This is a genomic window from Pseudomonas silesiensis (assembly GCF_001661075.1).
Lineage (GTDB): Bacteria > Pseudomonadota > Gammaproteobacteria > Pseudomonadales > Pseudomonadaceae > Aquipseudomonas > Aquipseudomonas silesiensis.
This window is the reverse complement of record NZ_CP014870.1, coordinates 3,790,416-3,804,139: the sequence shown is the minus strand read 5'-3', so window position 1 is coordinate 3,804,139 and position 13,724 is coordinate 3,790,416. Positions and strand designations below refer to the sequence as shown.

Below are 13,724 nucleotides of genomic sequence, written 5' to 3'. Positions count from 1 at the left end.
TTACCCGGCCTTGGTCCACTTGATGAGATTGTTGCGCAGCGTCACGACTGCCTTCTGCATGTCCATGAACTCCTCCGGCGTCAGCCCGGTGGCGTCGGACAGGCCCAGTTCCGGGCGGCCTTCGCGCAGCTGTCGACCTTGTTTCGTCAAGCTGATCCGTACCTGGCGCTCGTCCTCGGGATCGCGCTGGCGCTGCAGATACCCCATCGCTTCGAGCTTCTTCAGGATCGGCGTCAGGGTGTTCGACTCCAGAAACAGCTTTTCGCCCAGGCTGCCCACGGTCTGGTCATCTTGTTCCCATAGCGCGACGATGGTGATGTATTGCGTGTAGGTCAGCCCCAGCTGCTCGAGAATCGGCTTGTAGGCCTTGCCGAACGCCAGGTTGGTGGAATAGACCGCAAAACACAGGAAGTCGGAGAGTTTCGGGTTGGCGGGGACCGTCTTGTCGGTGGTTTTCATGTGCATCCTCTTCGGCCGCGACACGTGGCTGGCAAAAACCTGAATATACCTCGTATGCGATTCTATCGGAATGGTACCCGCTTGCGGGTTGCGACCGGTTCGCCGGTGAAGGCGAACCGGTCACAGGATGGATCACGCCGTCAGGGCGTTAATGACCACATCGATATTGCCTCGGGTCGCCTTCGAGTACGGACAGATCTGGTCGGCGGCGTGCGCCAGTTCCGTTGCGACGTCCTGCGTCAGGCCCGGCACCCGCAGCGTCAAACGCGCCTGGAGGAAGTAGGCCGCACCGCTCTGGCCCAGATCGACCTCGATGATGACGGCCAGGTTGGACGGGAGCGTCACCTTCATGTTTTTCGCCGCCAGCTCGACGGCGGCGGTGTAGCAGGCCGACCAGGCGCCGGCGAACAATTGCTCGGCGGTCGGGTGCGGCACGATGGCGGTGAACTCGTGTGCCAGTTTTGCGTTACCCGGCGAGGACAGCTGGATGTCGAGGCCGTGGGTAGAGTTGCCAGCGTTGCTGAACGTCGTGTGGGTTTTGCCTGTCGCCAGTACTTTTTCAATCTTGTTCATGGATGAGTCCTCATTGTCTGGATGGTTTTGGTGGTCGCATGCGCTTTAAGCGTATGCGACATATATGGCGTATCGGAGCTGCCGATCGATATCAACGTCGCGCGGTGCGTCATGCCGTGAGGACGTTCAGGGCCACGTCAATATTACCCCGCGTCGCTTTGGAGTACGGGCAAATCTGGTCGGCGGTGTGTGCCAGCCTGGTGGCGACATCGTGCGCCAGACCCGGCACGCGCAGGGTCAGTCGAGCCTGGAGGAAGTAGGCCGGACCGGTCTGGCCCAGGTCGACTTCGATGTCGACGGACAGGTCAGATGGCAGCACCACGTTCATCTCACCGGCTACCAGCCCGACGGCGGCGGTGTAGCAGGCGGACCAGGCGCCGGCGAACAATTGCTCGGCAGTCGGGTGCGGTTGGGTGGCGGCGAACACGTGGGCCGGTTTGGCGTTGCCGGGGGTCGACAGGGTGATGTCGAGGCTGCCGTTATGGCCGCGCGAGGTGAGGCCGGCTTCGCTGACGGTGGTGTGGGTTTTGCCGGTGGCCAGGACTTTTTCGATCTTGCTCATGGGGTGAATCCTCTACGGGATGAAGCAGTGAGTTTTGTATCGCGTACGTTTGTATCGTATGCGATGGAAATAATGCTCGCGCAGCCGGCGATCGAAGTCAAGCGCTCGCCGGGGGGCTGCCCGACGAGTGGTCGGGCTTCAGGCGGGGTAACGGTGGTGTATCAAGTGCGGGGGGAAAGCAGCGGGGCGGTCGCTGGACCGCACCGCTGTGCACGCAGTGAGCCGGGGTACTGACCGCTTTCACCCTGTGGATTTAGCCAATCTGTGCATCGACCGGTTACATCCACACCCCAATAGCCGCGAGATCAGCGTTCCGGCAGATTCCAACGTGTACGCAGGTGCTGATATTGCGTCTCGGGCATTTGTATCAGCAGCGGCGACTGGCGCGGATCCAGCCAACCGAACAAACGGGAAATATCCGCTTGATCCATGGCGGTACAACCAAGCGTCGGCGAGGAGGGGCCTCGCCAGATATGAAAGAAGATGCACGAGCCCAAGGCGGGGGATGCCGGCGAGTTGTGCTCGATGAAAATGCCTTGGCGATACGTGTCATCGTCGCGTCGCATGCGTTCGGAACTGTTCCAGTCCCTGGGTGTTGTCGCCCCGTCGACCAACTCGTTGTAATGTTTGGAGTGGCTGTCATCCACGCATTCGCTGGTCGGGGTTAACGCCAGGTAAGGCAGTTGGGTGTTGGCCGTGCTGTCGTAGCCGAACGCCGTTCCCAGCTTGAATATCCCGGCGGGAGCTTTTCCATCACCCTCGCGCTTGACCGGCCCTTCGCCTTGCTCGACGTTGGCCGCAATACCCTTGCCCCAGGCCAGCCCGTTCTTACCCAGAACCACCGGAAAGGGATCGGCGTATTTCTCAAAGGTGGACCCGCGTCGAACATAGCGCTGGGCGGTGCCCTGGATGTCAGTCCAGTTTTTGCTGGTGACCACTATCAGCTGGTGGCTCGCGTCGAGAAGGTTGCTTGCCTGCAGCGGCGTGATGGGGAAATCCATGACGTCCTTGCGCGGACCCGTGCCACTGTAGGTGAAGTGCCACCATTCCTTGTCGTACCCGGTAAACCCTTCCTGCTCCATGGCCCGGCTGAGTAGCTGGCGATTTTTCCGGGCGTCGGCGTTGATCAACGGCGTGTCGCTGTGTGCGCGCTCATCGAAGCAGTCGTAACCGGTGCCCATGTCGAGTGCGCCGTCGCGCCAACGTTGACCGTAGGGCGCCGTGCAATCGACTTGCGCGGCCGCGGGCGTCCAGGTTTCGGCGGGCAGCGCCTGGGGACCGGTCAGGGTCAGGTCCACGGTCGAGCCTCGGGAGTGATTGGATACGCGGGCCACATAACCCAGGCGCCAGAAGTCCTGTTTGTCTACGCGCGGATAGAATTCGGCTTTGCGCGGGTCACCCGGCTCTGTGGCGAAGCGCCCCATGTCGGCAACCGCACGGCTGGGTCGATAACAGTCGAATACCTTCAAGCCATAGCCTTGGGCACGCAGTGCTTTTTGTACCCGGGCGAGGGCCTGGGCCGCCTCCTGCGTCAACAGGCACTGCGCGGCGGCGTAACCGTCGAGGGGGTGCCCGGTGAAGTTGTGGGCACTGGCATAGCGGATGTCCTGCTCGATGGACGGATCGATCGAACGCAGATGCACCATGTCCTCGGGTCGTGATTGCGCAGCGGCCATGCTGGATACGAAAACGCTCAGGCACAGGATCCAGCGCGGCCATGGGCCTGTGCGCAGGTTCCGCAAACGATGCTGAAATGGCTTCGAGAAAGACGGGGATATGACTCGGCACACAAGGCGCATTCAATGCCTCCGATGATGCGGGCTGCTGTTGCTGCTGCTGTAGGAGCAAGCTTGCTCCGGGCGGCGTTCCGACGATGGACGTAAACGATAACGCGTTTTCCCTGAATTAACGCGTCGCCCTTGAGGCCATCGCGAGCAAGCTCGCTCCTACAACCCGCCGTCCATGCTGCGGGGTAGTTGCAACAGGCTACTTTCACGCAGCGCCTCAGGCAGTAAAGCATCTGGAAACCCCTGGTAGCACACCGGGCGCAAGAAACGCTCAAGGGACGTCATGCCCACCGAAGTGAAGCGACTGTCCGATGAAGCCGGAAACGGTCCGCCATGAACCGTGGCAAAGGTGACCTCCTGCGGATGGGCGAAGGCGTTGACGACGATGCGTCCAGTGCGTCGTTCCAGCACTGGCAGCAAACGTCGGGCCAGTTGCAGGTCACTGTCCTCAAGATGCAGGGCGGCGCTGAGCTGGCCACGCAGCGAGCGCGCGACAGCCAGCATTTCTTCCGCGTCCCGGACCTTCACCAGCAGGGCGCAGGGACCGAATACTTCCGCGGCCAGCGCTTTATCGCGCAGGACCAGCGCGCCGTCGACCTCGAGCAAGGCCGATCGCCCGTCAAGCAGCGCATTCACTGCGTAGCCTTCGGCGATGCGACTGGCTCCGGCGTTTTCCAGCGCGATGAGCCCGTTGACATAGGCCGCATGTATCCCCGGCGTCAGCATGGGCCGTGCCGCTGCTTCGCTCACGCGCTTGACCATGGCGGTTCGCAGCGCGTCAAAGCCAGCGCCTTCGATCGCGATCAGCAGGGCAGGTTTGAGGCAGGCTTGCCCGACATTGACCAGCATGCGTTCGACAAATCCATCACCGATCTGGCCGCCACGTTCAGCCAATGCATCCGGGAGGATGAACGTGGGGTTGACGCTGGTCATCTCGGTAAACACCGGAATCGGCTCGGGGCGTTGCTGCGCCCGACGATACAGCGCCATGCCGCCTTGCTCGGAACCGGTGAAGGTCACGGCCTTGATCAGGGGGTGATCGACCAGGGCTTCGCCGATCGCATTGCCGTTGCCACGCACCATAGAGAACACGCCTTCGGGCAACCCGTTGTCCTGCACGGCCTTGCGGATGGCTCGGGCCTGGATTTCCGATGCGCCGGGGTGAGCGTTATGCGCCTTGACGATGACGGTCGCGCCCGCCGCCAGGGCCGAGGCGGTATCGCCCCCGGCGACCGAGTATGAAATGGGAAAGTTGCTGGCACCGAAAACAGCCACCGGGCCGATCGCGATCTTCTGCAGTCGATGGTCCATGCGCGGGCGTGGCTGGCGATCGGGTTGTGCCGGATCGATGGCCAACTGCAGGAAATGGCCTTGGCGCACGACCTCGGCGAACTGGCGGAACTGGGTGGCGGCTTTTGCCGCCTCGCCTTCAAGCTGGGCGGCAGGCAGACCCGTTTCCAGCGCGGCCCGTGCAGCAAGCGCCTGGCGAACGGCGTCGAGATTGTCGGCGATGCTGTCGAGGAAGGTCCCGCGGCGGGCGAGCGAGGTGTGGCTGTAACTATCGAAGGCTTCGTTGGCGAGTGTAGCCGCCTGGTCAACCTGGTCCGCGCCGCCCAAGGCGAACGCCGGCTCGATCAACCGGTGGGTGGCGGGATTGAGTGCCTTCATTGTGCCCTCAGTGGCCGGGACATCGTTTGTGCCGATAATCAGAGCTCCTGTCAATTTCATCGGTTCACTCCTGCCGTGCCAGGGCGGCGATGAGTTCGTCGGTGGCCACAATAGCGTGGGCGAACGTCGGGCCATTGAGCTCATGGGCGGCCTGCATCATTTCCGGCTTGAACGCGGCGGTGGCATCGCGCACCAGGGTGACGTGGTAGCCGAGCTCGGACGCGTAACGGGCGGTTGCCTCGATGCATGTATTGGCCAGCAGGCCCACGATGATCACGTGGGTGATGCCTTTTTGCTTGAGGCGAAAATCCAGGTCGGTGTTGGCAAAACCACTGGAACCCCAATGTTCCTGAACCACGATGTCACCGTCCTTTGGCGCGAAATCGGGGTGCCATTCGCCACCCCATTCACCGCGTGCGAAGTGGTGCATGTGCATGACCTTGCACTGGGTCGGGCTCGGGTGATCCCAGTTCTCGTAGTCGCCTTGTTCCCAGCGACGGTGCGGTACGATGACCACCGGAATGTCCAGGGCGCGGACCGCGCGATCGAGGGCGCGCAGGTTGTCGAGCAGGCCCACTGTAGCGGCTATCGGTTCGATCAGGGGATAGACCTTGCCACCTTCCGACAGGAAATCGTTGTAGGGATCGACTAGCAGGTAAGCGGTCCTGTCGAGTGGATAGTTGGCTTTGGACATGGCGACGTTCTCCAGGGATTTTCGGTGGCCGGTGCCGTGGAGTTGCCATGGCACGTTGTGGATATGATAATCATAGTGACATTGAAAGAGGCAAGTCCTTATGTCGGCAAACCCAGGCACTTCCCAATCCTTGTGCCCGATCTCAAGGGCCGAGGACATCGTGGGCGACCGCTGGACCGTGCTGGTCCTGCGCGAGTTGTTCATGGGCAGTCATCGCTTCGACGAGATCCAGGCGCAGACCGGCGGCACCCCGCAGATGATCGCCACGCGCCTGAAAAACATGGAGGCTGATGGCCTCGTCACGCGGCGTCCTTACAACGAGCGGCCACTGCGCTACGAGTACCATCTCACCGCAAAAGGCGAGGCTTTCTACTCAGTGGTGCTGGCGCTGCGCGCCTGGGGCGAAACCTGGTGCAAGTCGCCCGAGGAGGGGCTGGCGGTGCGTTATACCCATCAAACCTGCGGCCAGCCTGCCGGGCTCGGGCCGCTGTGCGAACACTGCGGCAAGCCTTTGCGGCGTGGCGAGCTGATCAGCGAGCACAGCGAAGCTTATGCCGCCGAACGAACAGCACGGCGCGCAGCCTTCAAGGGCAATCGTGGGTCGGACTCGGTCTGAAGGTCCCGCTGTTAGAGTGATCGAACTGGTCTAGGTATCTTTTAAATAGATTGCTCTGATCATTTTAATTCGTTTCTGAAGATTGCTGTTCGGCGAGTACTGTCTGCCCATCTGAAGAAAAGAAGGGCAGAAATGAACAGTTTGAAGCCAACGATCGCCAGCGAAACCACGCTGCGGCCAGCCTCTGCGGGTTGGGGCACTCTGGCCGGTTTTTGCGCCAGTCTGGTGGGCATCGGCCTGGCGCGATTTGCCTATACGCCGTTGCTACCGGCCATTATCAGCGCGCAATGGTTCGACCCTTCAAAGGCGGCTTACCTGGGCGCCGCCAACCTCGCGGGCTACCTGGCCGGGGCGATTTCCGGGCGGTCCTTGGCGGCCAGAACTTCAACGGCGTTTACCCTCAGGGCGATGATGTTGCTGGCAAGCCTGGCGTTTTTTGCCTGCGCCTGGCCTGTGTCCTTCGCGTGGTTTTTCGCCTGGCGCTTTCTTTCCGGAACGGCCGGTGGTGCGCTGATGGTACTGGCCGCGCCCACTGTCCTGGCGCATGTGCCTGCCTCCCGACGAGGACTGGCAGGCGGGGTCATTTTCATGGGCGTGGGTGTGGGCATCGCGGCCTCCGGCACCCTGGTCCCGCTCTTGCTTGAACAGGGCCTGCGGCAAACCTGGCTCGGCCTTGGGCTGATTTGTCTGGTGTTGACGGCCATTGCCTGGCGCGGATGGCCAACGGAGCACGCGCCGGCGGACACCCCCGCGCAGCACCGTCGACCGGCGGCCAACGGCACACTCAAGGCGCTGTACGTCGAGTACGCACTCAACGCAGCGGGTTGGGTGCCGCACATGATTTTTCTGGTGGATTTTGTTGCCCGGGGCATGGGCCAGGGCCTGCAGGTGGGCGCCCGGTACTGGGTGCTGTTTGGCATCGGCGCCACGGTCGGTCCTCTGCTGGCGGGCGTATTGGCCGACCGGATCGGCTTCGGCCGCGCCTTGCGCGTGTCTTTCATCATCGAAGCCATCAGCGTCGTCGTACCGGCCCTGGGCCTCGGGAGCATCTGGCTGATGATCTCCAGCGTGGTCGTCGGCGCCTTTGTCACCGGTACCGTGCCCCTGGTGCTGGGTCGGCTGCACGAAGTACTCGCCAGGCATCCCGCCCAACAGCGTTCGGCCTGGCAAACGGCTACGGTCGGTTTTGCCTTGTTCCAGGCAGTAGCAGCCTATGGCTTGTCGTTTCTGTTCTCGTACAGCGGGGGTAATTACAGCGTGCTGTTTATCATCGGCACTTCGGCGATGGTGCTGGCTTTTGTCATCGATGTCGTCGCGGTCAGGAATGCCAATGGTCAATAACGCAGCGACGCTTCACGTGAATTATGCCGAGCGCAATCTTGCCTCCTGGCGCCGCAACCTGGCGGTGTGTGTCTTCGGCTCGTTCACCCCCCCCGATGCGTTGCCGACAGCACTTGATCGGGCTATGAAGCCAGGGGCACTGGCGCAGCTGCGGCACCGTCCAGGCGAACACTCTGCAGGAAGGTGCTTAACGCACTGGAAAAATAGCCATCGAGGCGTCTGACAAACACCGTCTCCACGGCGGCGAGTTCCGGTGCAATCTCATGCGCGGCAACCAAGCCCTCGCGCACGGCGTTCGCCACCACGCCTCGGGGCAACAAGGTGACGCCGACGCCGGCGGACACACAGGCGATAATGGCGTCGATCGAGCCAAACTCCAGCGGCTCGGGGGCCTGGATTCCCAGGTTGGCCAGCAGGGAATCCAGGCGCTGTCGGTAAGAGCAGCCGATGCGAAACACCACGGTCTTCAGGGTGTCGATGCCAGCGACAGCCGCCAGACTTTGAATCGCCGGGGAGGTGACCAGCACCAGCTCTTCGCGGAACGCCAGTTCGCTGTGTAATTGCGGATGGTTGACCGGTCCTGCAACGAAGGCACCTTCCAGCCTGGAGTCGATGACCGCCTGGATCAGGCTGCAGGTGGTGCCCGTGCGCACCACCGGCCGGACCTCGGGGTAGGTCTTGGCAAATTTTGCTATCAGCTGCGGCAGACGCAGCGCCAGGGTGGTCTCCAGCGTACCGATCTCGAGCACACCGTTTGGCTGCCCATCGTCCCGCGCGGCGCAGGACGCATCCTGCAACAGCTTCGAAAGCCGTGCGGCGAAGGGCAGCAGGCGGCGTCCCGCCGGCGTGACCTGGACGCCCCTGGCGCTGCGCTGAAACAGCGCCACACCGAGCTCGTCTTCCAGTGAGCGAATCCTCGCGGACACGTTGGACTGCACGGTATTCAGCTCGGCGGCCGCCTTGTTCATGCTGCCGTGCCGGGCCACCGCATCCACCACCTTGAGATCCGTAACATCCATCGAACTCACCTATCTCAAAAACTGATTACAAAATATGAAACAACCAAGTTTCAGAGATTAGATTTCCTGATGGGCAAAGGCAAGCAAAACGGGGCGATCCAAGGGCTTTAGGTTCATCAGAACAGATCATAAGCATCATTAATCATCGTTTTACATGATCTTGTGCCAGGCATAGGTTGATCTGGCAAACAAACCGCAGTCGGTGGCGGATCGAGTCTTCGGATCCGAGGCTGTGGAACAACAATAATTTCCCACTGCACCACGGAGTCAACGTGAATCACGCATCTGAATCAGCCAGAATTCGCAACCATCCCCGGTACAAGGATTTGGTTTCACGGCAGCGAAGATTCGTCGCTTGCCTGACCGCTGCAACCCTTGTGCCTTACTTCACGTTTATCCTCGTCGCCGCGTTTGCCCCCCAGTTGCTGGCGACGAAGCTTTCCACCACGAGCACGATCACTATCGGTTGGCCGCTGGGTGTCGCGTTCATTATCGGCGCCTGGCTGTTTACCGGCGTGTACATCCTGCGTGCCAATGGCGAGTTCGATGAACTGACCGCGGAAATCCGCGCGGGGGCAGTGGTATGAAACCGCTAGTTCAATACCTCATTGTTCCTGCACTCCTGGGCACGACCGCCACAGGTGCCGTGGCCGCCGACGTGTTGCAGCACGTCGAAAAACAGCCCTTGAACATTACCGCGATCTCGATGTTTCTGATCTTCGTGGTGACGACGTTGGGCATTACCTGGTGGGCCGCGTCCAAGACCAAATCCATGGAGGATTTCTACACTGCCGGGGGTGGCATCACCGGCTTCCAGAACGGCCTGGCACTGGCCGGCGACTACATGTCGGCCGCGGCGCTGCTGGGTGTCACCAGCATGATTTTCTTCAACGGTTTCGATGGCGTGCTGTATTCGATCAGCTTCTTTGTCGCCTGGCCGTTGCTGTTGTTCCTGTTTGCCGAGCGCATCAGGAACCTGGGGCGCATCACCATTTCGGACATTGCCTCGTTTCGGCTCGATCAAAACCGGATTCGAACCCTGACCGCCTTCGGCTCATTGACCGTGGTGTGCTTTTACCTGGTGGTGCAGATGGTGGGGGCGGGGCAGTTGATCCAGTTGCTGTTCGGTCTGCCTTATAACTATGCGGTGATTGCGGTCGGTCTGTTGATGGCGGTCTACGTCACCTTTGGCGGCATGGTCGCCACCACCTGGGTGCAGATCATCAAGGCCGGGTTGCTGCTGGTGGGCGGCACCTTGCTGGCGTTCCTGGCGTTGAGCAAGTTCGGCTTTTCCTTCGAACTGTTGTTCGAGAAAGCGGTGGCCGCGCACCACGACGGCGAACGGATACTGCTGCCCAGCAAGCTGGTGGCCGACCCGCTATCGCTGATCTCGCTGGCGCTGGGCCTGGTGTTTGGCACCGCGGGATTGCCGCATATCCTGATGCGCTTCTTTACCGTGGCGGACGCCAAACAGGCGCGTAAATCGGTATTTGTCGCCACCGGTTTCATCGGCTTTTTCTACCTGATCGTTGGCGTGCTGGGGCTGGCCGCGATCGTGATCGTCGGGCAGGACCCGGCTTTTTACGAGTCCGGCATTGTGGGTGGCAAGCTCATCGGCGGCGGCAACATGCCGGTGATGCACCTGGCCAAGGCCGTGGGAGGAGACTTCCTGCTCGGCTTCATTTCCGCCGTCGCGTTTGCCACGATCCTGGCCGTGGTGTCCGGACTGACCATGGCGGGCACCTCGGCGATTTCCCATGATCTTTATGTGATGGTCTTCAAGAAAGATCGGGCCGATGCCAAGGACGAGCGGCGGGTGTCGCGCATCGCTTCGGTGGGCATCGGCATCGTCGCGGTGGTGCTGGGCATCTTGTTCAAGGACCAGAACATCGCCTTCCTGGTGGCGCTCACGTTCGGCGTGGCGGCCTCGGTCAATTTTCCGATCCTGGTGCTTTCGATGTACTGGAAAGGGCTGACCACCCGAGGTGCGTTGATCGGTGGCATTGCCGGCCTGATCAGCGCCGTCAGCCTGGTCATTCTCTCGCCCGCGGTGTGGGTCAAGGTGCTGGGCAACGCCGACGCGATCTTCCCTTATGACTACCCGGCCATCATCTCGATGAACGTGGCTTTCCTGTTCACCTGGCTGGGCTCGGTCACCGATCGCAGCAGCGCGGCCACGCTTGAACGCGCGCGTTTCGATGATCAGTTGATCCGTGCCCAGACCGGGCTTGGCGCATCCCAGGCTGTCAGCCATTAGAGCGCATCGGGTAGCCCGGTCCTTTCCATGTCCTGAAAAAAGGAGTCAGCCATGCAATTACGAGACAATGGCCTGAGATTCTCACCCATCACTGTTGCGCTGCATTGGGTCGTGGCGTTTTCGCTGCTGTCGATCCTCTGCCTGCAGGGTTTTATCGCCCACGCCACCGATCAGGCTGCGCAGATGGAGTTCGCCAGGTTGCAAAACCTGATTGGCCTGGTCCTGTTCCTGGTATCAATCTACAGGTTTTGGGCCAGGATCACGGCTTACCATCCTCTGCCTGTGGGCACACCTAATCCGATTGAGGTGATCATCAGCCGTTCCGTGGCGGTGGCGCTCGCCCTGGCGATGGTGCTGCTGCCGATCGCGGTCTGGGCTTCAAGATCTACCGCCGGAGAAGCCACGGATCTGCCCTGGGGTTTTTCGATTCCAGCGCTGTTGCCTGCCAGCCAGACGCTGAAACAGATCGTCGATGTGCTGTTTGATATCGGTGCCTCGTTGTTCCTCGTCGGCCTGGCTCTGCACAGCTTCGGCGCGGTCAAGAACCACTTTCTCCTGAAGAACGACTCGCTCAAGCGGATGCTTGGAAAACATGTGGAGTTGTGAGCAATGAATGAAGGCAAATTCGATTTTGCGGGTAATGCCATCACCCGCCTGTGCGGCGTCAAGTACCCGATCTTTCTCGGCGGCATGGCGGCTATTTCCGGCCCGGCACTGGTGGCGGCAGTCGCCAACGCCGGGGGGATGGGGGTCATGGGTGGCTTGCGTTTGCCGCCGTTGGCCTTGCGTCGATGGCTGCAGGAAACCCGTGCGCTGACCGATCAGCCCTTTGGTGTGAATCTGGTGCCGCAGTTCGGCGGGCCGGATGTATTCGAAGCGCAATTTCAGGTGGTGCTCAAGGAAAAACCGCGGCTGCTGTCACTGTTTTATGCCGAAGCGTATTGCGCCGACATGATTCCCCGGGCGAAAGACGCCGGGCTGGTGGTCATGGTGCAAGTGGGCTCGGTGGCGCTCGCAAAACAGGCCATCGCCCAGGGGGCCGACATTATCGTCGCGCAAGGCAGTGAAAGTGGCGGTCACCTGAATCGCGGCACGATCGGTATCATGCCGTTGTTGCCTTCGATCATTGCCGTCGCCCAGGGGCGTCCGGTCCTGGCGGCTGGCGGCATCACCACCCGCGACGATGTCCGCGCAGTAATGTCCCTGGGTGCGTCAGGGGTGTTGGTGGGCACGGCATTCATCGCCACGGACGAATCGAATGCGCACCCGCTGTACAAGCAGAAAATCGTTGAGGCGACCACGGACGACACCGAGTACCGCACGGGCTATTCCTTCGGCTGGACCTATGGCACGCCGCATCGGGTGATTCCCAATCGGGACAAGTGGAACCTGCTGCGTTTCATCGGCGGCGGCGCCCGGGCGATCGACAAGCCGCGCATGGCCAGGAAGCTGTCGCTGTACGCGGGTCAGGGGGTGGGGAAAATCCACAGTGTCGTGCCGGCTGCGCAGCGCATGGCTGAACTTGCGTTGGGGTTGCCACTGACCACAATCCGGCCGCAAGCCGGAGAGGGCGGTGCCATCGACTATGCCGCTCAAGGCAGGATCGTTATGTAGGAGCGAGCTTGCTCGCGATGGACGTGAACGATAACGCGTTCTTCCTGAATAAACGCGTCGCACTCAGGTTCTTCGTCGGAACGCCGCCCGGAGCAAGCTCGCTCCTACAGGGACCGCGTGCGTTCACCGAACCGCTTTGGGGGCGGATCTACAAGCTAGCCGGCCGGGCAATCTGTTCCTGTGCCATCCCAACGAACGCACTCATGGCCGAGGTGATCATCGAATCGTTCCTGCGGATGAACACCGTTGAAACCTTGGCAAACTCCGGCGGTAATGCATGGCAGCGAATGCCGTGGCGCACACTGCAGTTCTCGGCGATGGCCTTGGGCAGCAAGGTCACGCCCATGCCCGCGGCGACGCAGGACAGGATACCGTCGAGCGTGCCCAGTTCCATGATCTGGTTAGGCACCAGCCCGACCTGGTAGAACCAGTTTTCCAGGGTCGAGCGATAGAAGCAGCCCGTGCGGAATACGAGCACGGTTTGCTGGGGCATTTTATCGATGAGCGCGGCCAGCGATTCGAAATGATTGCTGCTGACCAGCACCAGTTCTTCCTGGAAAACCTCTTCCTGCGCCAGCGCCGAATTCTGGTGAAACCCGCCAACGAAGGCGCCGTCGAGTCGATGCGCTTCAATCGCCTTGATCAGCTCGACCGTGGTACCGGTGAGGAGCGACAGCTGCACGTCGGGAAATTTTTCGCGGTACTTGGTCAGCACCTGGGGCAAGCGAATCGCGGCCGTGGTTTCCATCGAGCCCAACCGCAGCAAACCTGTCGGGCTGCCGGTGTCCATCAAGGCGCTGCGGCTCTCTTCCGTGAGTTGCAGGATACGCCGTGCGTAACCGAGGAAGGTTTCGCCCGCCGAGGTCAACACGACCCCGGACTTCTTGCGGATGAACAGATCGCGGTTGAGCTCGGCTTCCAGCTCCTTCACCCGCATGGTGACATTGGACTGCACGGTGTTCACGTGGACCGCTGCAGCGGTGAAACTGCCCAACTCGGCCACCGCGCAGAAAATCTTCAGCTGGCGCATTTCCATGATCATGGTCACCTATCATAAAAAGTGATGGATTGCATCACGAGCCATCATTTTACTGGCTTTGTCGGCGATTAGTAAAGTGAACAAAACAGGACTGA

Annotated in this window: 14 protein-coding genes; 6 read left to right on the top strand and 8 right to left on the bottom strand. The window is 61.2% G+C overall.

All coding sequences use genetic code 11. The features are described from left to right. The 6 genes from PMA3_RS16875 to PMA3_RS16850 all read right to left on the bottom strand — a co-directional run bounded on the left by PMA3_RS16875 (window position 1) and on the right by PMA3_RS16850 (window position 5,743). On the bottom strand, window positions 1-459 hold the full coding sequence (locus tag PMA3_RS16875) for a MarR family winged helix-turn-helix transcriptional regulator (protein WP_064678239.1): 459 nt from the start codon (window positions 457-459) through the stop codon (window positions 1-3). A gap of 132 nt (window positions 460-591) precedes the next feature. Then, window positions 592-1,032 carry an Ohr family peroxiredoxin gene (locus PMA3_RS16870; RefSeq protein WP_064678238.1) on the bottom strand — a complete coding sequence of 147 codons (441 nt, stop codon included), beginning with the start codon at window positions 1,030-1,032 and terminating at the stop codon, window positions 592-594. 109 nt (window positions 1,033-1,141) lie between these two features. Then, window positions 1,142-1,594, bottom strand: coding sequence for an Ohr family peroxiredoxin (locus PMA3_RS16865; protein WP_064678237.1), 453 nt, complete (start codon window positions 1,592-1,594; stop codon window positions 1,142-1,144). Window positions 1,595-1,899: 305 nt separating this feature from the next. Next, window positions 1,900-3,393, bottom strand: coding sequence for a M15 family metallopeptidase (locus PMA3_RS16860; protein WP_082930350.1), 1,494 nt, complete (start codon window positions 3,391-3,393; stop codon window positions 1,900-1,902). A gap of 147 nt (window positions 3,394-3,540) precedes the next feature. Continuing rightward, a complete protein-coding gene (locus tag PMA3_RS16855) occupies window positions 3,541-5,109 on the bottom strand; it encodes an aldehyde dehydrogenase (NADP(+)) (RefSeq protein WP_064678236.1) in 1,569 nt (522 codons plus the stop codon). Window positions 5,110-5,113: 4 nt separating this feature from the next. After that, window positions 5,114-5,743 carry a cysteine hydrolase family protein gene (locus PMA3_RS16850; protein WP_064678235.1) on the bottom strand — a complete coding sequence of 210 codons (630 nt, stop codon included), beginning with the start codon at window positions 5,741-5,743 and terminating at the stop codon, window positions 5,114-5,116. Window positions 5,744-5,843: 100 nt separating this feature from the next. Here PMA3_RS16850 and PMA3_RS16845 point away from each other — a divergent pair, with 100 nt between their 5' ends. Beyond that, complete coding sequence (locus tag PMA3_RS16845) at window positions 5,844-6,359, top strand: winged helix-turn-helix transcriptional regulator (protein ID WP_064678234.1); 516 nt, start codon at window positions 5,844-5,846, stop codon at window positions 6,357-6,359. Between the two features lie 132 nt (window positions 6,360-6,491). After that, a complete protein-coding gene (locus PMA3_RS16840; protein WP_064678233.1) occupies window positions 6,492-7,700 on the top strand; it encodes a YbfB/YjiJ family MFS transporter in 1,209 nt (402 codons plus the stop codon). Between the two features lie 122 nt (window positions 7,701-7,822). Here PMA3_RS16840 and PMA3_RS16835 read toward each other — a convergent pair whose 3' ends face one another. After that, complete coding sequence (locus PMA3_RS16835) at window positions 7,823-8,719, bottom strand: LysR substrate-binding domain-containing protein (protein WP_064678232.1); 897 nt, start codon at window positions 8,717-8,719, stop codon at window positions 7,823-7,825. A gap of 272 nt (window positions 8,720-8,991) precedes the next feature. Between PMA3_RS16835 and PMA3_RS16830 the strand changes: the two genes are divergently transcribed. Genes PMA3_RS16830 through PMA3_RS16815 form a run of 4 tightly spaced genes read left to right on the top strand, consistent with a single transcriptional unit; the run spans window position 8,992 to window position 12,590 of the window. Next, window positions 8,992-9,306, top strand: coding sequence for a DUF485 domain-containing protein (locus PMA3_RS16830; RefSeq protein WP_064678231.1), 315 nt, complete (start codon window positions 8,992-8,994; stop codon window positions 9,304-9,306). Further along, the gene (locus tag PMA3_RS16825; protein WP_064678230.1) at window positions 9,303-10,976 is read left to right on the top strand and encodes a cation acetate symporter; all 1,674 of its coding nucleotides are present in this window, start codon (window positions 9,303-9,305) and stop codon (window positions 10,974-10,976) included. Before PMA3_RS16830 ends, PMA3_RS16825 begins: the two co-directional genes overlap by 4 nt. 51 nt (window positions 10,977-11,027) lie before the next feature. Continuing rightward, window positions 11,028-11,582 (top strand): cytochrome b, encoded by a 555-nt coding sequence (locus PMA3_RS16820; RefSeq protein WP_064678229.1) that lies wholly within the window; start codon window positions 11,028-11,030, stop codon window positions 11,580-11,582. A 3-nt stretch (window positions 11,583-11,585) separates the two neighbouring features. Further along, window positions 11,586-12,590: an NAD(P)H-dependent flavin oxidoreductase gene (locus tag PMA3_RS16815; protein ID WP_064678228.1), complete on the top strand. Its 1,005-nt coding sequence runs from the start codon at window positions 11,586-11,588 to the stop codon at window positions 12,588-12,590. 148 nt (window positions 12,591-12,738) lie between these two features. On the opposite strand, the gene PMA3_RS16810 is transcribed toward PMA3_RS16815, so the two are convergent. Next, window positions 12,739-13,626 (bottom strand): LysR family transcriptional regulator, encoded by an 888-nt coding sequence (locus tag PMA3_RS16810; RefSeq protein WP_064680726.1) that lies wholly within the window; start codon window positions 13,624-13,626, stop codon window positions 12,739-12,741. Window positions 13,627-13,724: the final 98 nt, after the last annotated feature.